The organism is Mucilaginibacter sp. P4_A11 (genome assembly GCF_056402535.1).
The window spans coordinates 175,294-198,278 of the sequence record NZ_JBFUHE010000001.1 but is presented as its reverse complement, the minus strand read 5'-3'; the positions used below and the strand labels follow the sequence as shown (position 1 = coordinate 198,278).

The window sequence follows — 22,985 nt, the reverse complement described above, 5'->3', positions numbered from 1 at the left end:
GTATTATATAAACAAATGAAAAAGCATGAATAATAAAAATGCTAAAATTATCGCAACCGGCAAAGTAAGTACCCATGCTAACCCGATGTTTTTAAGCGTATTGTTATTTAAATTCCCTTTGCCGCCTGATGCAACCATCGCTCCGGCTATCCCACTTGAAAGCACATGCGTAGTACTTACAGGCAAACCCAAGCCTGTACTCAAACCAATGGTTGATGCTGCTATGATCTCCGACGTTGCACCCTGGGCATAATTTAAATGTTCGTTGCCTATCTTTTCGCCAATGGTAACTACAATCCTTTTCCAGCCTATCATGGTTCCTATACCAAGCGAAATGGAGATAATAGCGATAACCCAAATTGGTGCAAAATCAGTTACATGTTCAAGTTCGTTGGCAGCAGTGGTAAGCACTTCCTTGTCCTTTGCCTCCAGGTTTACCTTGCTATCTTTAATTACAGCCCTGATATCTTTAATTACCCCTTCAACCTGTTTACGGTAGCGGTAAGTTTTTGCTACCTCTTTTTCGTTTTTTTCGGCCAGCGATGCTTTGGTTTGATTGATGGCTGCGGCCAGTTCAGTTAAAACGGGTTTCTTTTCGTCATTGTTACCAAGCCGCTGATTGATAACCTGCTCCGTTTGGTTCAGGGCCGATAAAACTATATCATTAGGTACCGCGTGGTTTACTGCAAAACGGGCCGGTAAAAACGCTATCAATATCAGCATAAACAAGCCCACTCCTTTTTGTCCGTCGTTACTGCCGTGGAAAAAACTTACCAGCGTACAGGTAGTAACCAGTAAAAGGCGGATGTGTATAGGCGGCCGGTCGTTTTCGCCGCTGGGGATATGAAATAATGAGTGTGATTTGGTTACATGTTTCAGAAATAACATCAGCAATACTGCTGCGCCGAAACCTATTATCGGCGAAAGTATGAGTGATGAGCCTATTTCACCGGCTTTGCCCCAGTTTACGCCAGGCCCATTATAATATAAGGTAAAGGCAAGTCCACCGCCAATCATAGCACCTATCATGGTGTGCGAGCTTGAACAGGGGATGCCCAAATACCAAGTACCCAGGTTCCAGATAATAGATGACAATAACACGGCAAGCACCAGGCAGGCACCAACACTTACAGGCAGGGTCATCAGCGTATCTAAGGGTACCAGTTTTAAAATGCCCATAGCTACAGTAACCCCACCAAGGCAAACACCTAAAAAGTTCCAGAAGCCTGACCATGGAATAGCATAAACCGGCTTCAGGGCTTTGGTATAAATAACCGTAGCTACGGCGTTGGCAGTATCATGAAAACCATTCACGAACTCAAAACCGATAACTGCCAGTATACAAAGGAGAAAAACAACGAGCAGCGAACCGCTCAGATCCACCTGGCCAAGGAAGGGGAGAATAACCGCGGGGATTGAAAAATGCATAAAACTTTATTTATAACCGGCGAATCTGTTTCGCCTGCCGCTTTAATTCCAAATAACCGTTATAGCCGTTTCCTTTAGATGACCCGAGTGTTAACATATTGTTATTTAATATCATACAGACTTAACACAACATTAAATCTACACCAGGCTTGTGCAAAAAAATAGAGCCCTGTTTTTTACAGGGCTCTACGTTTTCATAGGTGATGTTAGTACTCGATAGGTAGATGTAGATATATGTTGATCAAGCGGCAGACAGCGTTTGCTGTGCTGCTACCTGCTTGTTGTTGCTCATGAATTGGGTTTTAGCCCGGTAGTTTTTCAGATCTTCCCTTAACAGCTCTAATAATTCGGCGTCAAAGCGGGCAAGTAATTTAGTTATTGCTGGTGTTGGTTTATATGCTTTCATAGGTAGATGGAGTTATAGGTAGTGTATATTTTATGTTTAGTTTAAGCTGCCGGTGTTAAGTATGGTGCTTTAGATTTAATAGCTTTCAGATCGCTCATGATGATATTTTTAAGCGTGTTGTCAAAGCTGGCTATAAGTTTGGTAGTTGATGTTTGTTTTTGCGTTTTCATGTTGTAGGTTTTTAATATTTTAATGTCTTTGTTTAGTCTTTCTTTTGTTCTTCTTCGTTTTCGCTGAGGTTGTCGTGGCGGCGTTTAGCTTCTTTATACTGCCTCAGTATTTGCTCCTCATCTCGCGGGTCTGAAGTCTTGGTTGGCTCCACCGGATTTTCCCATTCTTTCTCTTCTTCAGTTTTAACCGCTTTGTCTTTTGCTTCCATACCCGCTGCGTTTGATCAGTACTTCTCCAAATCAATGCCAAACTTTTATGGAAAGACATAAAAAGTCATTAAAACTTCAGATTTATTTTACAATAAGATGTAAATAATTGAAAATCAATGATATTTTTTTAGATGAATTTTTAACTTTTTTTGATCAATTCAATCAAAGCAGTCATCAGAAGCCAATTAACAGGCAAGTATTAGCGAACACTCGTTGCAACAGCGGACGATTTCCTGTAGCTAAACAAATGCACTATGATCACTATTACCGATAAGATAATACCGATAGCACATACCCCGTTCCACTCGTAGTTTTTCCAAACCAGGCTGGCGAAAAAGGTGCCCAGGGCCCCGCCTATAAAATAAGACACCATGTATACTGTATTGATCCGGTTGCGGGCTTCAGGGATCAATGCAAAAATGATAGACTGGTTGGAAATATGCGTAGCCTGAACGCCCATGTCCAGCAGGATAACCCCTATAATGAGCCCGATGATACTATGACTCGAAAAATAGAATACAATAAAGGAGATCAGGATAAGCGCAAGTGTATAAATTGATAGCTTGTGTGCGTCCATTTTATCGCTTAACCTGCCCATAAAACCAACGGCCACTGCCCCGAAAGCGCCAACCAGGCCAAACATACCTGCGGCCGYGCTACCTTCGTTAAACTGTGGTTGTCTTAACAGGAATACCAACGTTGTCCAAAATGCGCTAAAACTGGCAAAGCATAAAGCTCCGCGGAAAGCCGCCAGCCTTAATTTAGGCTGGGTTTTCACCAAGTGGATCAAGGATTTCATCAATTTTCCGTAATTACCTTTATAATCAGGTTCAATTTCGGGCAAAAACAAAAATATCATGAGCCAGATGAGCAACATTAGCCCGGCGGCTATATAATACATGCTTCGCCAGCCAAAATGTTCGCCTATAAAACCACTTAGTGTACGTGATAGTAAAATACCAATTAGTAAACCGCTCATCACAAAACCGATCTTTTTACCCCGCTCATGAGGTTTAGCCAAATGTGCAGCCATGGGGATCAGCAACTGCGGAATTACTGATGATACACCCACCAAAAAACCCGCTATCATGAGTATAGTTACCGATGGTGCCATGGCGCTGGCTATTAATGATATGATCATGAGGATAAAATCTATCAAAATAAGTCGCTTACGCTTAAGCATATCGGCCAGCGGCACTATAAATAGTAAGCCTGTAGCATAGCCTATTTGTGTAAAAAGCGATATTTGCTGCGCTTTTTTGTCGCTTACACCAAAAGTATGTGCCATATCGGCCAGTAAGGGTTGGTTATAATATATATTGGCCACCACTAAACCTGTAGCTATGGTCATGATCCATAAGGTTAAGGGGGTAAGATGCGGATGTTGTTTTGCGGTAGGTGTTGAAGACATATTTTAAGAGGCAGCTTGTTTGGCTGCAAAAATGTTAAAGCATCTTTAAAAAAAAGCCTTTGTAAAGTAATTTTTATAACGCAGTTACGTTTAGGACATAAATTGTTTTAGCAAACAATAGTTCTTTGAAGAAGCTAAATAACAAGATTGATTTGAAAAAAGAGCTATTTTTGGATATTTAAATCAAAAAATCACTAGTTAAGTGATTTTTAAAGCCACCAATAGGTTTATTTTTAATTTTAATGCCATCTTAAGCCCTCATTTTAATTTAAAAATCATTTAAAATTAAGTTTTTGTAAATTTTAAAATCAAAATAGCTTGTTTTTTGTTCTAAAATATAGTCGAAAGTAAATTCATTAAACAATTTTCAAAAAATTAGTAAATTAATAATGAATTATTCTTATTTTTGACAATAAGATATCGGAAGAGAAAGTAATTAGTAAAACTTACAAAAAAATTACAAAATATATTTTCCGAATCTAAAAACTTAGTGTTACTTTTACACCGTGTTAAAGATAACACCACATAAAAAGTCTTCTCATAATTTAGGTTTATAATTGGTTAGTAAAGGCCCCTGCCCATCAGGGGCTTTACTTTTTTAAAAGCTTTTTACTAATCCCATCGTTTCAGGCTGTATATTTAAACCATCTCAGCTATTGCTGATTAACAACACCTTCGTTATGGCATTTGCACAAGAAAAATATTGTATTATCAAAAGCGTTAAACATGCTTTTTCAAGCAAGGTAGATATCCGCGCCGACTTTGGTATGGACATTAACTTCAGTAAAGAATTTGAAACGGTTGAAAAATACTCATCTGTAGTGGATGCCATGAACTACATGGCCACTCATGGTTGGGAACTTGTTAACTCAATCGCGTCTGCAAATACCCTGGAGATGCATCACATCATGAAAAAAAGAATTATGGAGACAATTTAAGTTCAATTACCTGTAGTGGCATCCCAAATAAAACTTGACTACTATTTCAGTATAACAAAAAAAGCTTAGGTCGCGGGACCTAAGCTTTTTTCGTATTGTAAGCTTCAGGATTAACGAAATACCGGGACAGCCGGGAAATAGTAACCTGAATACTGTAGGTCGCCAACTTGCGTACCATTCAGGTCATAAAAATACAGGTCATTAACGCCATAATTAGTACCAAAGCCCGATTTTACCGTATTAACTGCCAGCTGATTGGTTTGTGGAACATAACCAATACCTGAGCCATACAATTCTTTTCCTGTTGGTATAGTAATAAACGGACTTGTTAAAGAAGCTGCATTGCCATCAATATACCTGTAAATAGTAGTAGCTCCGCTAAACGTGCCGTTGTTGGCTATGTAAACCGTATTGTTTTGAGTAGATGCTGTAATTGAGCCCGGGTGCCATGCAAACCAGCTGCCGTTTGCAGTAAAGGGTAATGTAACCGTTGTCACCGCCAAAGTAGTCGGGTTGATCTTAATCAATGAAGTGCCGCCTGCTGCCCATACTGAGCCATCCGGAGTTTTGGTGAAAGCAACCACCATGCCCGATATGGTTTTAGCAACCGAATAATCGGCCGCGTTAAGCACTACTACGCCTTTGCTTTGCGATAATACAAAAATGTAATTGCCCGATTTGATCATATCCCCAACACTGCCTGTTACGCTGGTTAATTTTGTGCCGGTAGTATAGGTAGTTAAATTAAATGGATAGATACCACTTGCCGAACTCAGTAAACCCTTAGTAGCATCAATGCCAACAAAAGCCTGCCAGTTGTTGCTACCAACAGCGGCAATGCGGCCAAGCTCTTTAAGTGAGTATGAATCAGCAACCACAACGGGGCCGCCAACTTTTGATACCAGGAACAATTTGTTATTATATATTGTTCCATACTCTAAAGTTGAAGTAGCCGGATCAAGCGTTTTGCCGGGATTTTCTTTAGTAAAAATACTGTCCTGCTTGGTGCTCGTAGTAAAGCTGTAAAAGCTTACGCTCCCGGTACCGTGACCGTACCAGCCTTCGTTAATTAAAAAGAACCCGTTGTCATACTTTCCTAATGATTCGGTTTTAAGCGTTTTCTTATTGCTTGAGCTTACCGCGTCCTTTTTACATGACGAAGCGACTAAAACCAGTAACGAAAATGCAATCGCGCCAAGCTTTGTTGTAATTGTTTTTTTCATGATGATGATTTTTATAATAGTTGTTATTCGAATTGTGCAGTAGATTATTTAAGCAGGCTCAGATCGGCAGCGCCTGTAAATTCGGTTGACTGCTCGCCCAGCCAGCCCATGTTGGCCAGGATACCTGTTTGAACTTTGATAAAATCAATCCCCTTCAGGTTTACCTTATTGCCTTTATCATCAATAGCGCTGCTGATATCAATTTTATCCCCGCCGCCTGTGTTATCGGCATAGCCATAATCAAATGATGCACTAGTGATGTAAGTAGGATCATCCATATTAATATTGCTCGTTGGCAGCAGGCTTCCCGTTAAAGTGTAGGTATTTGTTTTAAGACCGATAGGGTAATAAGCCTGGGAATGGAACATATTGGTTTGCACAACACCGGTGTTGCCTTTATTATCTTTCCATGGCACGCTGCAGGTATCGCAGGCCGGGCGGGTATAGGTTACCGAATAATTGCGGGTATAACCATCTTTATAAAAAGCACTGCCTTTGATCTCGTACCAGGTATCATCAGGCTTGCCATTGCCATTTTTATCCTCCATTACCCAGATAACGCCGGGCTCAGCAAACTGGGCGAAAGCATTTCCATAAACAACAAAGTCAGTTTTGTCATCGGCGTTAAGTACGGTGTGATCAAAGCCTACCACGATGTAACCGCCCCAGCCGCCGAGGCTCACAAGGCCTTGGTCGGTTTTAAGCGTGGCTTTGGCAGCGGTGGTATCGCCGAGGCCTGTATTAGTGAATTGTCCGGGTGCGGGGTTAAAATCGAATAAGGTGGTTACGTAAGCATTGCTCGAGGCGGTTATTGGGCGGATAGGCGCTTCCTGCGGACCGGTTTCTGTAACTTTATCTTTTTTGCATGATACCCAGGTAAGGGCGCTTAGTGCGCCTAATATCACGAGCAGTTTAAGTTGTTGTTTTTTCATAAAGAGTTTGTATTTAAAAATGAATTGAATTAATAAACAAAGGCCATGTGAGCCGGGATATCACCCGCCTGAACCTTCCACTTCATAACCCCGTTTTTGTCGAAGCAGTAAAGCGTGCCCGAAGCCACGTAATTACCGGCATCGGTAACAAAAACGTCTTTAGTAAGCGGGTTAACGGCTATGCCATAGGGCACTACTATTTTTTTATCAGTGCCGTCGGTAATAAATTTGCTGCTCAGTATGGTTTCGTCCTTTACATTGAGCATGGTGTAACTAATGGTGTTTTTTTGTTGCGGATAGCTCCATTCTGTACTGTAGATATAAGCCGCATCGTCATCTATCCAAAGGTTGCTGGCAGCTATGTCAAATGTTTTTTTAATTGCATCGGTTTGGGTATCGATAACAAACAGCTTGGATGGAATCGTATAATAATCGCCGCGCGAGGTAACATAGATATCGCCGTATTTATCGGCTTTTAATCTGTCGAGATTGATAGCCACATCAATTCGTTTAAGCTCTGTGAACGAGGCCAAATCAATTACCGAAACTGTACGCTCATAATCCGGCGGACTATAACCGCCTGAGTTTGCTATGTAAAGCTTTTCGCCAACAATCGCCATTTCCTCCGGCTGGCGGCCAACCGTGACCTTTCGCTCTATCTGTAAGCTGGTGGTATCAATTTCGGCAACGATGCCGTTGGGGGCTTTAGGATCTCCAACTTTGCCGAGATAGGCGCTTACATAGGCATTATTTTTATGGAAGGTTACATAACGGCAATTGGTAATATCTATCTGGGCTAACTTTTTCGCGGTTTTTACATCCAGCACCTCCACCTTATTAGAGATATTGACCACCACATACATCTTTGAACCGTAGATACCGATGTCATTGCCCACATCGCCCAGGCCTTTAGTAACGGAGGGATTAGCTTCGTTATAGATATTTCGCTCGTAAACACCGGTACGGAAGTTCATAAAATCTAACGAGGCCTTGTTCATGTTCATATTACCCTCGTTAAGCAGGTATATCCCTTTGATCACACTCGATGGATCCGGCGCAGCAATCTGTTCAACCTGTTTAGGTATTACTTGCGGTGCCTTCCGGCATGATGCCGCAAGCAATACCACAAACAGGGCAACGGGTAGATATAGGGCTATTTTTGATGTTTTCATGGTTAGATATTATAGCTTAGTTTGAAGCGATAAAAACGCCGGGGCATCGGGAAGTTGGAGATGATTTCCCTGTCCTGGTTCAGGAGGTTATTTACCTCGAGGGTAAACCTGGTTTTACGCTTATATATTTTGGTGAGATAGCTTGCCGAAAGGTCATGCGTGTACCAGGGTGCTACTGTATTATCACCATGGTTTACATCATTACTCTGCTCATCGTAACGAAGTCCGTTATATAAATAACTGTAATTGAATTGGAACCGGCGATAATCTGCCCCTAAAGTGAACGAGCCGCTGTGCATGGGCACATAAGGAATATTATAGCGATAGGTAATACCCCCTTCTTTATAAAAAGCCTGTTGATAGGTGTAATTGAGCCCGGCAGTGATAGTAAGCTCATCAGCAATATTCCATCCGGATTGGATATTGATCTCCGCTCCTTTTATGTGCACATCGCCCACATTGTACATCACCCATCTGAACAAATTGAGGCCGGGAACAGCTATAATTTTATCCCTTACCTGGTTATAATAAGCATCAACCTGTACAGAAAACGACTGAAGTAACCGGTTTTTAAACTCATGGTTATAGGTAAAGCCAACATCGTATTGCTTAGCGTATTCAGGTTTAAGCAGGGTGTTTCCGATCAGCGTATAATAAAGATCATTAAAAGTGGGCAACCGGAAGATGTTTTTATAAAATGCCCGGAGCATCAGGTCGTTATTGTCAAGCAAGCGCCATCCGGCAGTTACTGTTGGCGTATAGGCTGTTTTACGCCCCGCCCCGGTATATTCCTTTACCTGATCATTAACAAAAGTACCAAGTAGTGATGCCTGCAAATTAAGCCTTCCTACCCTAAGCTGCGAAGCCATTGAAACCAGTTCTGTGTAGCGGGTTGGATACGGGAAACGGTATAAGTTAGCGTCGAGATTGTTCATTTGGAAATCGACGGAGAGCGCGATATCCCAAACCGGCAAAATGCGGTAACGGTTGGCTATAGAAGTATAAAGTTCATGCTGGTAAAAGCGGTTATCCAGGAAACCTGTGGTAGTCACAAATTCCGGATCCAGGTAGCGTTCGTAGTTGTCACTATATTTGGCTACCGCTTTAAAGCTATATCGGTTAGCCGTATTGCTTTCATAATTGGCCTGGATAAATTGGTCGCGGTCCCACTGCCTCTGTGAATAATTGAATTTGTTGGCAACAATTGCTCCCGGTAAACCCCGATCTGAAATATAGCTGTATGCTTTCACTGCCCACCTGGCGCTATCGGCCGTACTGCCGGTAAGACCAGCTTCTACTCTGTAGGCTTTTATATCTCCATTGTTGCGCACCGCGGTTGTGTCATACACCCCGTTAGTATACCTGAATTTGTACCGGCCGTTTGATTGGATATATTCGGCACTAATAGTACTGCTGATTTTATCATTGAGCTTCTGCTGCCACAGCAAGGACGGATTTAACAAACCCATCGACCCGGTTTTATAACTCATGCGGATGTGGGTATGCTCGCCCGGCTCAAATTTGGGCTTTGCCGATTGCAGATATATGGTGCTTGCCGCCGAGAAGGCTTTGGCCGGTTGAAAGATCTCGCTTCGTTGACCGTTGTAAAGATCTATCTCCTCAATGTTATCCAACGAAAACCGGCCAAGGTCAACCTGCCCGTTTTGAGCGTTGCCTAATTGTACGCCATCATAAAATACGGCAACATGATTGGTGCCCAAACTGCGCACATTGATGGTTTTTAAACCGCCTACTCCCCCGTAATCCTTAAGCTGAACGCCGGTGAAAAAGCGCATGGCATCGGCCACAGAAAAACTATTGAGGCGCTGTAGCTGATCGCCTTTTAAAACCTGTACGGGAGTGGGGGATGTATTGCGGATGTCGGTTTTGACGGCACGGATCTCCACCTGTTTAAGGTGATTGATCTTAACAGAATCTGTTTGGGTAGTATCTTTTTTATGAACCGGGGATTGCGCCGAAACTTGAAGGCAACTGCAAGCTGTTGTTATCCCAAAGGAAACAAGCCATAATAAACCTTTGATACAGCCATTACGCGTTGCGAACGTGTGGCGCACAGTTAATTTCATGAGTGTTGTGGGTTAAAAAACCTCACAGCAAACAGAACGAATTACAAAAAATGAAATACACGAAAGGTATCCTCATTCCAGCTTCAATCCCCGAAAGCTATGAATTAATATGTGCTGGTGGCAGGTCTTCTGACTTACTCCCCCCGGCCCTGTCTTCCCATTCCGAACATATCGGAACAGTGACAATAAGAATGGGCTTCGGTGTTATGGAGCTTACAGCTGCGGGACAGTCCCGGATTTACATCGGGTTCCCTTTTAATCGCGGGCGTTAATTATCCGCGAACCAAAAGCAGGGCAAAGGTATATATTAAAAGTTTAATTAAACAAGTTGCAGTTTGCAACAAGGGTATTACACCGCTAATGAGGTAGTAAAATACAATAAGATAATGCAAACATAGCTGACTATATTTTATTGTTTATGTATGTCAGAAAACAGCGTTACACTCATTTTTCCGCACCAGCTATTTAAACATCATCCCGCAGTAAAGCAATCCCGGCAGGTTTACCTTATGGAAGAAACGCTGTTTTTTAACCAATACAATTTCAATAAAAAAAAGATTGTACTCCACCGGGCATCAATGAAGTTTTATGCTGATCACCTGTCGGCCGGTAAAATAGCGGTTAATTATATTGATGCCCAAGATCCACGCGCCGATGTACGCTGGCTTATAACGTCATTGGCAGAGCAAGGTATCGAACAGATTTATTATACGCATACTGCCGACAACTGGCTGGAAAAAAGACTGAACAGTAGTTGCGAAAAACATAACGTGGAACTCCACAAATATCAAAGTCCCAATTTTCTAAACAGCGTTGATGAAGTAGCTGATTTCTTCGACAAAAAGAAAACCTATTATCAGACCGACTTTTATATAGACCAGCGCAAACAGCGTAAAGTTTTACTTGAGCGTAATGGAAAGCCAGTCGGTGGTAAATGGACCTATGATAGTGAAAACCGACTTAAATTTCCCAAGAACAAGGTGGTGCCCCTGCTTGATGTTCCACCGGAAAACGAATATCTGAAAGAAGCACAACTTTATGTAGATACACATTTCCCTGATAACTACGGCAGCACAGCATCGCCTTTTGGCAACCTGGGCGGGTTTTATCCAACCACGTATGATGAAGCTGAATGCTGGCTCGAAAATTTCCTGCAGCAACGCCTTCATGATTTTGGCATTTATGAGGATGCAATGGTGGCTAATGAAAGTTTCTTATATCATTCGGTGTTAACCCCCATGCTCAACATCGGCCTTCTTAATCCGCAACAGGTAATTGATAAAGCCCTGGATGTAGCTGCCGATTCGGATATTCCCTTAAATTCTTTAGAAGGTTTTATAAGGCAGATCATGGGTTGGCGCGAATTTATACACATTGTTTATGAGCGTGAAGGGGTAAGACAGCGTATCAAAAATTACTGGGGATTTAAACGCCGTATACCTCAATCATTTTGGCAAGGCAATACGGGGATACATCCTGTTGATGTGGTAATTAAAAAAGTTTTGGTTACCGGCTACACACATCATATTGAGCGTTTAATGGTTATGGGAAACTTCTTTTTACTGTGCGAATTCCATCCCGATGATGTTTACCGGTGGTTTATGGAAATGTATGCAGATGCCTACGATTGGGTAATGGTGCCCAATACTTACGGCATGACCCAATTTGCCGATGGCGGCCTCATGATGACCAAACCCTACATTAGCGGCAGCAATTATTTATTAAAATGGGCGATTGGAAAAAAGGTGAATGGCAGGAAACCTGGGACGGCTTATTCTGGCGGTTTATGCACGTACACCGGAATTTTTTTCTGCAAAATCCGCGCCTGGGCATGCTGGTAAAAACATTTGATAAAATGCCCGCAGAAAAGCAAAATAAGCATTTAAATGACGCCGAAAAGTTCCTGAGCCAACTTGACAAACAGGTTCACTATTAATAACAATTCATAAATTCCTGTAAATGAATTATCTAAATTTAAATCACATCTATTTTGAAGCTCATTTTTAAATGGATTACTCATTTTTCAAAAAAAGTAGATTTTATGCTTCAAATGTTTACAACTTATAATATATTTGCGACCCAATACGGGGGATTAGCTCAGCTGGCTAGAGCGCTTGCATGGCATGCAAGAGGTCATCGGTTCGACTCCGATATTCTCCACTTTGATAATTAAGGCTTTACGAAAAATCGTAAGGCCTTTTTTGTTTCTGGTAAAACATGAAATAATTTAAAACAGTATAGTATAACGAGCTAATTGACATTAATTACGCCAAATTTCAGTCAAGTCTTCACTGTTATCAAAGCAGAACTCTTACAAACCAAGCCATTAGTGACCAACATAAGCTTTTTTAATTTTTCTCGTTGTATAGTAAATCAGCGGAGTGATAATTACGACACCGACACCGCATAAAAAAGCAATCCAAAAGCTAAAATCTCCCGGTGTCCATAGCCTCACAAAAAGGGCTATAATTGAAATGCAAGGCAAAAGCCAGGACGAGAAAATCGTTAGCAATCTATTTATCATTCCATCATAAAGGCCTACCCATGGAAATACTACGCCTGTTTCCTCGCTGCTATTTGTACTAAGTTGTTCGAGTACAATTACCAAATGGGAATGATAGTAAAGCATAAACAAAAGCATAATTAATGGACAGCCGATTAGCACCAGGTTCTGCGGAAATGATAATCCTAAGACTGTAAGCTTTTCGCTGGCTTTCTTTTCCTCTAATTTACCTTGCAAAGCGAAATAGGCCTCCTGTGGCGTTTTGTTCATCACCTCACCCCAAATTTGCCGCATGGCCGGGAATATTGTTCCATTTTTCACAAACTGCCCCACACCCTTGGTTGTATCAGTTTTTTCAATCCAATCTGCAACCGTCAATACTTGTTGTTTTATCATATTGCCGCGAATTCCACCCTTAACGTAAACTGTGCGGCCCCCAGATACACTCTTGAATTCAGCTGTGAATCGTGATAAGCCATTGAGCAACAAACCTAATGTACTGGATTTATCCTCAATTCCATCCTCTTCATTCGCCAATCTGAATCCACTAAAACATAACCTTTGGCAATAGTATCGAGAAAACCAAGCTTGATTAAATTTTCCTTTAAATCGGTTGTGTTTGGTTCAAAAAGGTAGAAGTTGGAATAATTGGAGAGCTTTTGTCCGACTTCGGCGATCGTACCTGTAGCTGTTTGCTCCAATTTGTCTTCGTCAAGCCCCTGAAGGTCTGCGAGTAACTTAATCCCTTTTTTGTCCTGTGTTATCACGTCCTCATTAAGATAGACAATTCCTGTGATGCCTTTTTTTCCAACAACTTCTTTAATCGTTTCAATAATTTTTAGCTGTTCGGCTTTTTGGCCTGCCACCATGTCGAGGTAATTGAGATACCCCGTGATTTTTTTACTTTCCCCATACTGCATAAAGGCTTTTAATTCAGCGAGGCTGTTTTTATATACTTTGGTTTCATCAGGAGATAAGGCAAAAAGCAGGATGGTAGCAGAAAGTAAAAGTAACACGCGATGGTAATCCTTAATGATCTTAAGATATTCTTTTAAGGGGTTGTTTTCAGGTTTGTCTTCAGGCATGATAATAGGTTTAATGTGGTTGTTTTAGCGGCGATATGTTATTTAAAAATAATAAAATTTCATCTATGAGACCCGTCGTCATATTGCTTTTATATTATTTCTGTAGACAGGCTTATGGAAAGAGCAGAATCTTCCAGCAGCATTAAGACAAGTTGAACTAATTGTAAAATGGCTCAATGCAAAAGGGGGACACCCAGATAAAAATGATTATAGAGTTAAATGATCATTTAAGGGATATTGCCAACAAGCAAATCTTTCACCGTTTTAACATTTCTTGGTAATTATCATGATATGGTCGAACATTCACAGATACCCCGCCTTAACTTTATAGCACGATAACTTAAAATTCTATCTATGAAAAAAATTGCAATTTATGGCTTTGGACGTATCGGCCGCCAGCTGTTAAGGATCGGGCTTGACCGGGACCTTTTTGTTCCATCTGCGGTAGCGGATGTGAAAGATCTGAAAACGCTGACCGCATTATTCAGTGTCGATACCAATTATGGCTATTGGAAAGGGAAGGCCGCGTCTAATGATAAGGGCTTTGTTCTGAATGACCACGAAATAGCCTATGTGGATTCCGCAGCAGGCGTACCGGATTGGGGATCTTTAGGCGTCGAACTGGTGGTTGATTGCTCCGGTCGCGCAACCAAAAGGGAAGGCGCACAGGCGCATTTGAATAAAGGTGCAAAATATGTGCTGGTTAGCGCACCCAGCAAATCGCTGACCGACTGCGATGCCGTCCTTTTGAAGGGCATTAACCTGGCTCAATTCGATGTGGAAAAACATCATATCGTTAGCATGGGGAGCTGTACCACCAATGCACTGGCAGCACCAATCAAGGTAATCCGCGAGACTTTCGGTATTGAATACGGTTTGTTTTCAACCGTTCACTCTTACACCAACTCTCAATCGCTTACCGATCAGCCAATGAAGGATCGCCGCGATTCCTGGGCTGCTGCCGAAAATATTATTCCTTCTTCATCAGGTGCAGCTAAAGCCCTCCAATTTATTTGGAGTGACCTCAAGGTGACCGGGAAAGCCTATCGCGTTCCGACAAGGACTGGAAGTATTGCTGAACTGAACCTGATCACTACGAGGCCATGTACTGTGGAAGAAGTAAATGACGCGTTCCGCAAAGCCGCCCAAGGCGAGCTACACGGGGTGCTCGACGTGCTCGAAGATGAATGGTCATCAGCAAGGATAGTTGGAGACACTCACTCGGCCATAATGGACCTTCCATTGACATTCAAACAGGGAGACCTGCTCTCCATTGCTTCATGGTATGACAATGAATGGGGCTTTAGCAACAGACTGGCAGAAGCAACCGAATTCATCGCCTCAAAAATTTAAATATTGAATCATCCTGAAAAGGGTTGATTTACGATAATCCCGGTTGCGCAAGTAACCGGGATTTTTGTTTATAATATTGTTGGGGAAGTTATGTCAGTAGCAAAAGAAAAGGCGATGACTGTCCGCCATCGCCTTTTCTTTAAGTTTTATTTCATCAATTAGATAGTCGCCATGTCGATCACGAAACGGTAACGCACGTCGCCTTTCAGCATCCGGTCATAAGCTGTATGAATATCTTTCATATCAACCAGTTCGATATCCGAAACGATGTTATGTTCGGCGCAGAAATCAAGCATTTCCTGCGTTTCGGGAAGACCACCAATCATAGAACCGGCAAGGCTTTTGCGACCGCCAATAATGCTGAAAGCAGCAATCTCGGCAGGTTTGGTAGGTACACCCACACATACGTGTGTACCATTAGTTTTCAGCAACCCAAGGTACACGTTCAGATCATGATCGGCAGAAACGGTATCCAGGATGAAATCAAAAGTACCGGCTACGGCTTTCATTTGCTCAGGATCTGAAGTTACTACGAAATGATGAGCACCTAATTTTTTTGCGTCTTCTTCTTTTTTTGCTGAAGTGCTTAATACAGTCACTTCGGCACCGAATGCTACGCCAAACTTAACGCCCATGTGGCCTAAACCACCAAGACCAACAACAGCTATTTTGTGCCCTTTGCCAATGTTCCAGTAACGTAATGGAGAGTAAGTGGTAATCCCCGCGCACAATAAAGGCGCTACTGAAGCAAGGTCAAGCTTATCAGAGATCTGGAGAACGAAATCTTCATGAACTACAATAGTGTTTGAATAACCGCCGTAAGTAGGGGTTTTGTGATCCTGTTCGTAACCGTTGTAAGTTTGTGAGTGACCGTTGGTGCAATATTGCTCCAAACCATCCTTACAGTTATCACAAACACGGCATGAATCAACCAGGCAACCGGTACCGGCAAGGTCACCAACTTTGAATTTTTTTACGTGATCGCCAACTTTAACCACGCGGCCAACAATTTCATGACCGGGAACCATTGGGAATATCGAACCGCCCCACTCATCTTTAATTTGGTGGAGGTCGGAGTGGCAAACACCGCAAAATAAAATGTCAAATTGTACATCATGAGGACCAACCTCACGGCGCTCAAATGTCCATGGTGCAAGATCTCTGTCTTTGGTTTGTGCAGCGTATGCTTTTGTTTGTATCATATTAAAATGTTTTATGATACAAAGATGCTGACTATAACAAAGGGACGGTATTTTATAAAGTCCAAGTTATTTGACTATTCTGTCCAAATTACTTTACTGCATTTGTACAGTTGGCCGGTGGGCTGATGGTGAGCAGCCATGATGTGCTTTATAAAGGCGCGAAAAATGAGCAAGATTCTCGAAACCAAGCGAATAGCAAACATCTGTTACAGCCATATCTGCCGTGAGCATTTCTTTTGCTTTGGCTAAACGTTTTTCACGGATCCATTGTGCCGGGGTAACCTGGTAAATGGCAAAGAAATCGCGTTTAAAGCTGGAAAGGCTGCGCCCCGAAAGATAGGCCAGTTCAGTAATAGAAACGGGCGAGGCATAGTTATCCATTACCACATTGCGAATATCACCATGCACCTGCTGTTTAAGCTGCAATAATTGCTGAAGCATGTTTCTGTCCACATGCACAAGGTCATAAAGCAACTCCAGCATTTTTAGCCGCATCAGCGAACCATCAATGCTTTCGGGTTCTTCAAAGTATGGGACCACCGATTCAAAAAATTTACGCAGGCGCTCCTTTACTGGCTTCACTGCAACCTTTGCCGGCTCAACCGTTTCTACCGATTCAATTTTGGCCATTTTAACAAAATCGCGCAAAAACTCATCCTTCAGGAAAAACATCAGGCTGTTATAGGTCGAGCCTTTTTCGGGGTTCCCCATTTTATCATAGTTGATCTGGATAGCTTTTTTCAGCATCACCATCTCGTTTTTGGCTACAATATATTCCATGTTACCATGAGTAATGGTATTAGTGCCTTCTAACACTACAAGCAGCATATGATCTTCCAGAAACATCGAGCCGCGGCTACGATGCGTAACCGTACATGATTCCACTATGGATAAGCCATTTAGTTTGATATCCCTGTGGTGATAAGGGGCACAAACCAATTCGTCGGGTACTTTAACTGCTTTTTCTTTCATTTCAAATAATGGGTAAAGCTACGGGATAATCCACAAACAAACTTTTCTATTTCGTTCAAAAAATTTGACTATGCGGTTCAATGTGCATCCGGTCGAAAAATATAATAAACAGCAATAGGGGTAAGTTGGCTCGGGCGTGTTTAAGGGACAAATTCAAATAATATTTAACAACACACAATTGTAATGAAAGTCACATCCATAATCTATCTTGTTACCATTTTAGTATCCTTTAAGCTTACCGCCGGTGCCCAACAACAATTGGCAACAAATACCGATACTACATTTAAACCAAAAATCGGATCGTTTGATGTAGGTTACTCTTACTCGCCATTTACTGTTAACCATAAAAAGATGAGCATTCAGCAAACGAATGCCTCGCTATCCGTACCCCTTATAAATAATTTTAAAGATGGGAAACTCGATTTCTTAATGGCCGGAGTTAGCTATAGCGGACTTACTTTATCCGGCATGGGCCAAACATTCGGCGGCACAGAGTTTTACTCTATTTCAGTCCCCATCACTTTTCAAAAATCGTTTTCCCAAAAGTATGCCTTGCTGGTATCCGCAATTCCCACCTTATCGTCTGATCTGAAAGACGTTTCGGGCGATGACATGTCATACTCTGCTTTTGCTATGCTCAAGATCCGCACTTCAAAAACTTTTTCTTATGCTATCGGAGCAGGTTATTCACGCCAGTTTTTTGGTTCCATATTACTTCCTGTTATTGGGATAGACTGGCAGATCAGCGATAAACTAAGCCTCAGCGGCACACTACCTGTTTCTGAAAAACTGAAATACCAGCTAAGCGATAAAAGTATCATCGGGCTCAGCAGTGATTTTGGTATAGGCGGAGGCTCGTATCGTTTATCAAAAAAAACAGGCTCCAATTATTTACAGGTGCAGCAATATAAAAACACGCTCTTTTACAATTACCAGCTGGCTAAAAACTTTTCGGTGCAGATAAGCGGCGGTTACAATTTTGTGCAAAAACTCGATCTGTATAACAAAGATCAAAAAGTTAACTGGGCACCATTTAATGACCTGAACAAGCGCGTACCGCTGGCCGAACTGAAAAAGACAGGAATCACTGTAGAATCGGGGATCAGCTACCGTTTTTAGGTTACTTCTTTTAACATTAAGTCAGGCATAGTATGGAAACAACCATTAATTCAAGGGTAGAGGTTTTTAAAACCAATGTTGAGGATTCGGCCAAGGCAAAGATGTTGGTCGACGCGCTTCAAAAGCTGATCACTAATAGTCGCGTAAATTTTGATCTGGAAGATTGCGATAGGATATTAAGGATTGAAGGCCTGGATATTTCGACTCAATTAGTCATAGGCATCCTTGAAGATCATGGTTATCTATGCCAGCTGATTGAATAAGAACTAAAGCTTTTAAGGATTTATTACAAAAAGGTGCAGGTTATCCCAAAACCTGCACCTTTTCCAGTATAGTTACCAGGTCTTCCAAACGCATGGGCTTGGAAAGATAATCGTCCATGCCGCCTTGCATACAGATTTCGCGGTCTTCCTGCATGGCGTTGGCTGTCATAGCCACGATGTAAGGCTGATTGCCGCCCTGCAAGCGAATTTGAGCAGTGGTTTCCAGTCCGTCCATTTCGGGCATCTGGATATCCATTAAAATAATATCATAATATTTTTCGACGAGCTTTTCTAATACAATAACGCCATTGGTAGCCATATCAGGCTGATAGCCCAATTTGTTCAATACACGCTCTATCAATTTTTGGTTTATCGGGTTGTCTTCGGCCACCAGGATCCGGAGTGGATACTCTTTGGCGAAATCAGCCGACAATACACTTTTAGCCGCAATTTCGGGTGTTACCGTGTTGTCCTGGTTAAATGCCTTCTGGATGCTCATGCATAGGTGATGCTGCTTAACCGGCTTAACCAATATAGACGAGAACACCCCCGGGAATTTACTTTTGGTTTCATCGCCAATAGAGCTCAGCATCACAATGGGCAGCTTAGGGCATTTAACCTTCACCTGGTTTGCAAGGCCAACACCGTCCATTTCGGGCATTTCCATATCGGTGATCAGCAATTTAAAGCTATCGTCCTGATGCAGTATGGCTAATGCCTCGGCACCTGATGAGGCTGTTACCGGTTCCAGTTTCCAATGCTCGAGCTGTGTGCGGAGGATAAACAGGTTCGTATCATTATCATCAACGATAAGTACCCGTAAACCCGTTAATGCAGCCAGGTCACAGAGCAATGGCGTGCGTACCGGGTTCTTGCTTTTAATGGTCTTGATAGAAAAGCTAAATACCGAACCTGCGCCATATTTACTTGTTGCCGAAATATCGCCGCCCATTAAATTCACCAGTCTTTGACAAATAGCCAGCCCAAGCCCGGTACCGCCGTATTTGCGGGTAGTTGATGAATCAACCTGCGAAAATGCTTTGAACAACCGGGAGATCTTTTCGTCAGCGATCCCTATACCGGTATCTTTAACGCTGAAACCAATCTCGGCCTCTTCACCTATCTGCTCCTTTAAAAATACTTTAATGAAGATCTCCCCTTTGGAGGTAAATTTAATAGCGTTATTGATGAGGTTGATGAGCACCTGTTTTATCCGCAGGCTATCACCTACAATATATAGCGGAACATCAGCGTCGATATGATAAATGAGGTCTATCTTTTGCTGGGCCGCCCTTTGGGCAAAAATATCCATCACCTCTTCGATGGTATGGCGCAGGTCGAAATCCTCATGCTCCACCTCCATCTTGCCCGATTCGATCTTTGAAAAATCAAGGATGTCATTGATTACGCTCATCAAGCCCTCTCCGCAACTAATGATGGTATCGGTATATTCCCGTTGCTCATAGTCCAGTTTGGTTTCGGCAAGCAGTGAGGCCATACCAATAACGCCGTTCATTGGCGTGCGGATTTCGTGACTCATGGTTGCCAGGAAGATACTTTTGGCCTGATTAGCCTTTTCGGCTTCTTCACGTGCCTGTTGTTCCTGCTCTTTTTGTACAACCAGTTTACCATTAAGCTCATGCAAATGCTCCGACTGAACATGTAACTCTTCTGACTGGGCTTTTAACTCCTCCGATTGCGCCTGCAGTTCTTCGTAAGCTTCCTGCAATTCATCTGATTTTACCTGGAGCTCACCGGCTTTTTGAACAACCTCGCGCGTACGTTCCTGTACCTGTTTTTCAAGCTGTGCTTTCTGCTTCTGAATAGTATTGATACGATAGGCATAAAAGCCATACGCCGCCGCTATGATCAGCAACAACACCAGCAACCTGAACCACCACCTTACCCAAAACGGCGGGGTGATCACAATAATAACTGATGCACCTAAATTATTCCAAACCCCATCGTTATTGGAGGCCTTTACATGAAAAGTATACGTTCCCGGATCAAGATTGGTGTAAGCAGCCCTCCGCTCCATACCTGCCTTTACCCATTCTTTATCCAATCCATCCAGCTTATACTGATACTGGTTGTTGCGGCTAACGATGTAATTAAGCGCAATGAAATTAAAGGCAATTGATGATTGATCGTAGTTGAGTGTTATTTTGGAAGTAAAGCTGATATCTGTTTTCAGCAAAGAATCTTTATCACCAGGTACTACGGATTTATTGAATAGCTGGAAATCGGTTAAGTAAACCGGTGGGATAAATGTATTTGCTTTGATTTTTTCAGGGTAAAACCTGTTGAAGCCTTTAACACCACCAAAATACATTTCACCATCGCGGGTTTTAAGGTAAGCATTGGCTTCAAACTCCGTACCCTGTAAGCCATCGTAAGTATTAAACTGCTTATTGTCGCCGGTTTCGGGGTTTAGGCGATTGATGCCGGTTGATGTGGAGATCCAGAGGTTATGTTTTTCATCCTCAGCAATCCCTTTAATAAAATCAGTGCTTAGGTTTCCTTTGGCGATGAACAGGTTGAATTTGTTATTGGCTTTATCAAACAGGTATAAACCTGCCATGCCAATCCAAACCCGGCCTTTGCTATCGGTAAAAATTACCCTCGAATCTGTTTTCTTTTTTTCGTGATCAAAATAATGTGAGAAACGGCGGGTGTTAAGATTATAACAATTGAGACCGCCATCATCGGTGCCAAACCAAACATTACTATCTTTATCCTCACCTGCCGAAACAACATTATTTCCTTCGAATGAGGTTTTTCCATCCGGATCTTTCAGCACGCGGGTAAACTTGTGCGTTTTGGTATCCAATAAATTAAGACCTCCAAAATAGGTAGCCACCCAAAAATTGCCCCGGCTATCCAGCAGCATGCGTTGCATAAAATCTGAACTTACCGCGTTCCGGTCGGCAGCATTGGCTTTAAAACGGGTAAACTTTCCGGTTTTCGGGCTCATGAGGTTAATGCCCCCGCCCCAGGTTCCTACCCAGATATTACCTTGTGCATCTTCGGCTATATCCTGTATGGCATTGGTTGAGATACTTGAAGCGTCATAAGGGTTAAACTTATACTGGCGAAACTGCTCTGTTTTACGGTTGAACAAGTTGAGACCTCCGCCATCAGTACCTACCCAGATATTGGTTTTGCTATCTTCAAAAAATGCTTTAACATCATTATAGCTTAAGGTAGTTTCATTTATACCCTGCCTGTACAGTTTAAACTTATCGGTTTCGGCAGTATAAAGGTTAACCCCACCGCGATGAGTGCCTATCCAAAGGTCATGCTGCACATCCTCATAAATTGCCGAAACAGTGGTATTGGAAAGACTACCAGCATTTTCGGGCCGGGGGAAATATTTAACAAACTTTTGGGTTTTGGCATCAAACCAGTTCATGCCCTGGTTAATGGTACCTATCCAGATATCGCCATCCCTGCCGCAAAGTACCTGCAGAACAAGGTTGCCGGATAAACTGCCACTATCCATATCATCATGAACAAACAACTTGAAATTTTTGCCCTCCGCATCAACCCTCACCACACCCTGTCCATTGGTACCTATCCAGATGTTGTTGGCTTTATCGGCAGTGATGGAAGTAATATCACAGCCCGCAACAGGTCCGCTAATGGTCAATGGTTTAAATAAGGATTTAACAGCATCATATACACAAAGGCCATGACGAGTGCCTACCCACAAAACACCTTTGTTATCTTTATAAAGCGTATTTACCGTATCGCAGCTAAGCCCCGAGCTACCGTGCCCAAAATGAACAGCTTTGCCAGTCCGGGTATCAAGCAGACTGACACCGTTTCCCTGAGTACCTACCCATAAATGATCATCATCTTTAGCTGTTACAGCAGTAACAACTGTGTTTTTAAAACCCCAGGCCGAAAATTTATTGGTAACCGGATCAAACCGGTTAAGATTATAGTTGGTACCTATCCAAAGTTTATGGGCGGCATCTTCATAAATGCAATTAATGAAGCCATCACTAATGCTGGCTTTATCGGCAGGGTTGTTTTTGTAGATGATGAACTTTGAACCGTCATAACGGTTTAAGCCATCGCGGGTGCCAAACCACATAAAACCGCGGCTATCCTGAAAAATGCAATTTACAGTACTGTTTGAAAGCCCTTGTTCATTGCTGATATGTCTGAACCGCGAGTCGGAGATCTGTGCAAATGAAATGAGTGAAACCCCCGAAATAAAAAACAGTAAAAGCACCAGAAATTGTGTGGTGCGCAGGCGATATGCCGCGAAGTTTGGATCAGCCATTTAACGTTAGGGGTGTCATTAAGTAACAGCAATAATACTTAAATTATCTCACAATAATTTATGAAACTCTTTAAGCATCTTGCATATACGTTATTAATATGCTAACCGGATTTTGATTTAGCTATATTTTTTTCAACTGTTTATACGTGTATACGGTAATTATCGCAATTGGGTTTTGAAAGCAAATACAGCTTCACCGGTTGCTCATAAAGCTATTGTT

At 42.3% G+C, this 22,985-nt stretch carries 19 protein-coding genes, 1 tRNA gene and 1 riboswitch; of the genes, 6 read left to right on the top strand and 14 right to left on the bottom strand.

Going from position 1 to position 22,985, the window contains the following annotated elements; translation table 11 throughout:
- Window positions 1-3: 3 nt before the first annotated feature.
- The 5 genes from AC1DUD_RS00895 to AC1DUD_RS00875 form a co-directional block, all read right to left on the bottom strand.
- A complete protein-coding gene (locus tag AC1DUD_RS00895; RefSeq protein WP_477370270.1) occupies window positions 4-1,428 on the bottom strand; it encodes an inorganic phosphate transporter in 1,425 nt (474 codons plus the stop codon).
- Window positions 1,429-1,669: 241 nt separating this feature from the next.
- Window positions 1,670-1,834 (bottom strand): hypothetical protein, encoded by a 165-nt coding sequence (locus AC1DUD_RS00890; RefSeq protein WP_158604167.1) that lies wholly within the window; start codon window positions 1,832-1,834, stop codon window positions 1,670-1,672.
- Between the two features lie 41 nt (window positions 1,835-1,875).
- Window positions 1,876-2,004: a hypothetical protein gene (locus AC1DUD_RS00885; protein ID WP_477370267.1), complete on the bottom strand. Its 129-nt coding sequence runs from the start codon at window positions 2,002-2,004 to the stop codon at window positions 1,876-1,878.
- A 32-nt stretch (window positions 2,005-2,036) separates the two neighbouring features.
- Window positions 2,037-2,213, bottom strand: a complete 177-nt coding sequence (locus tag AC1DUD_RS00880; protein ID WP_477370264.1) for a hypothetical protein — start codon at window positions 2,211-2,213, stop codon at window positions 2,037-2,039.
- Between the two features lie 200 nt (window positions 2,214-2,413).
- Window positions 2,414-3,625, bottom strand: a complete 1,212-nt coding sequence (locus AC1DUD_RS00875; RefSeq protein ID WP_477370261.1) for an MFS transporter — start codon at window positions 3,623-3,625, stop codon at window positions 2,414-2,416.
- 680 nt (window positions 3,626-4,305) lie between these two features.
- Here AC1DUD_RS00875 and AC1DUD_RS00870 point away from each other — a divergent pair.
- The gene (locus tag AC1DUD_RS00870; RefSeq protein WP_477370258.1) at window positions 4,306-4,563 is read left to right on the top strand and encodes a hypothetical protein; all 258 of its coding nucleotides are present in this window, start codon (window positions 4,306-4,308) and stop codon (window positions 4,561-4,563) included.
- A gap of 110 nt (window positions 4,564-4,673) precedes the next feature.
- Here the strand turns inward: AC1DUD_RS00870 and AC1DUD_RS00865 are convergent, their stop codons facing one another.
- From AC1DUD_RS00865 to AC1DUD_RS00850, 4 genes are read right to left on the bottom strand one after another with little or no spacing between them, the layout of a single operon-like run.
- The gene (locus AC1DUD_RS00865; protein WP_477370255.1) at window positions 4,674-5,786 is read right to left on the bottom strand and encodes a DUF5074 domain-containing protein; all 1,113 of its coding nucleotides are present in this window, start codon (window positions 5,784-5,786) and stop codon (window positions 4,674-4,676) included.
- Window positions 5,787-5,830: 44 nt separating this feature from the next.
- The gene (locus tag AC1DUD_RS00860; protein ID WP_477370252.1) at window positions 5,831-6,718 is read right to left on the bottom strand and encodes a cell surface protein; all 888 of its coding nucleotides are present in this window, start codon (window positions 6,716-6,718) and stop codon (window positions 5,831-5,833) included.
- Between the two features lie 29 nt (window positions 6,719-6,747).
- A complete protein-coding gene (locus AC1DUD_RS00855; RefSeq protein ID WP_477370249.1) occupies window positions 6,748-7,890 on the bottom strand; it encodes a YncE family protein in 1,143 nt (380 codons plus the stop codon).
- Window positions 7,891-7,892: 2 nt separating this feature from the next.
- Window positions 7,893-9,977 carry a TonB-dependent receptor plug domain-containing protein gene (locus AC1DUD_RS00850; protein ID WP_477370246.1) on the bottom strand — a complete coding sequence of 695 codons (2,085 nt, stop codon included), beginning with the start codon at window positions 9,975-9,977 and terminating at the stop codon, window positions 7,893-7,895.
- A 102-nt stretch (window positions 9,978-10,079) separates the two neighbouring features.
- Window positions 10,080-10,280, bottom strand: a riboswitch (cobalamin riboswitch).
- A gap of 119 nt (window positions 10,281-10,399) precedes the next feature.
- Between AC1DUD_RS00850 and AC1DUD_RS00845 the strand changes: the two genes are divergently transcribed.
- Both AC1DUD_RS00845 and AC1DUD_RS00840 read left to right on the top strand, forming a co-directional pair.
- Window positions 10,400-11,818: a cryptochrome/photolyase family protein gene (locus tag AC1DUD_RS00845; RefSeq protein WP_477370243.1), complete on the top strand. Its 1,419-nt coding sequence runs from the start codon at window positions 10,400-10,402 to the stop codon at window positions 11,816-11,818.
- Between the two features lie 245 nt (window positions 11,819-12,063).
- Window positions 12,064-12,137 (top strand) — tRNA-Ala (locus AC1DUD_RS00840).
- A gap of 166 nt (window positions 12,138-12,303) precedes the next feature.
- Here the strand turns inward: AC1DUD_RS00840 and AC1DUD_RS00835 are convergent.
- Window positions 12,304-13,017, bottom strand: coding sequence for a hypothetical protein (locus tag AC1DUD_RS00835; protein ID WP_477370240.1), 714 nt, complete (start codon window positions 13,015-13,017; stop codon window positions 12,304-12,306).
- Window positions 12,972-13,565, bottom strand: coding sequence for a hypothetical protein (locus AC1DUD_RS00830; RefSeq protein WP_477370237.1), 594 nt, complete (start codon window positions 13,563-13,565; stop codon window positions 12,972-12,974). The genes AC1DUD_RS00835 and AC1DUD_RS00830 overlap by 46 nt, the downstream gene beginning before the upstream one ends.
- A gap of 354 nt (window positions 13,566-13,919) precedes the next feature.
- Here AC1DUD_RS00830 and AC1DUD_RS00825 point away from each other — a divergent pair, with 354 nt between their 5' ends.
- Window positions 13,920-14,918 carry a type I glyceraldehyde-3-phosphate dehydrogenase gene (locus AC1DUD_RS00825; RefSeq protein ID WP_477370235.1) on the top strand — a complete coding sequence of 333 codons (999 nt, stop codon included), beginning with the start codon at window positions 13,920-13,922 and terminating at the stop codon, window positions 14,916-14,918.
- A 158-nt stretch (window positions 14,919-15,076) separates the two neighbouring features.
- Here the strand turns inward: AC1DUD_RS00825 and AC1DUD_RS00820 are convergent, their stop codons facing one another.
- Together AC1DUD_RS00820 and AC1DUD_RS00815 are read right to left on the bottom strand one after the other, a co-directional pair.
- Window positions 15,077-16,120 carry an NAD(P)-dependent alcohol dehydrogenase gene (locus AC1DUD_RS00820; protein ID WP_477370232.1) on the bottom strand — a complete coding sequence of 348 codons (1,044 nt, stop codon included), beginning with the start codon at window positions 16,118-16,120 and terminating at the stop codon, window positions 15,077-15,079.
- 93 nt (window positions 16,121-16,213) lie between these two features.
- Window positions 16,214-17,092, bottom strand: coding sequence for a helix-turn-helix domain-containing protein (locus tag AC1DUD_RS00815; RefSeq protein ID WP_477370229.1), 879 nt, complete (start codon window positions 17,090-17,092; stop codon window positions 16,214-16,216).
- A gap of 183 nt (window positions 17,093-17,275) precedes the next feature.
- On the opposite strand from AC1DUD_RS00815, the gene AC1DUD_RS00810 reads away from it, so the two are divergent.
- Window positions 17,276-18,211, top strand: coding sequence for a DUF6268 family outer membrane beta-barrel protein (locus AC1DUD_RS00810; RefSeq protein ID WP_477370225.1), 936 nt, complete (start codon window positions 17,276-17,278; stop codon window positions 18,209-18,211).
- Between the two features lie 32 nt (window positions 18,212-18,243).
- Window positions 18,244-18,474, top strand: coding sequence for a hypothetical protein (locus AC1DUD_RS00805; RefSeq protein WP_477370222.1), 231 nt, complete (start codon window positions 18,244-18,246; stop codon window positions 18,472-18,474).
- A 40-nt stretch (window positions 18,475-18,514) separates the two neighbouring features.
- On the opposite strand, the gene AC1DUD_RS00800 is transcribed toward AC1DUD_RS00805, so the two are convergent.
- Complete coding sequence (locus tag AC1DUD_RS00800; RefSeq protein ID WP_477370219.1) at window positions 18,515-22,765, bottom strand: hybrid sensor histidine kinase/response regulator; 4,251 nt, start codon at window positions 22,763-22,765, stop codon at window positions 18,515-18,517.
- Between the last annotated feature and the right edge of the window lie 220 nt (window positions 22,766-22,985).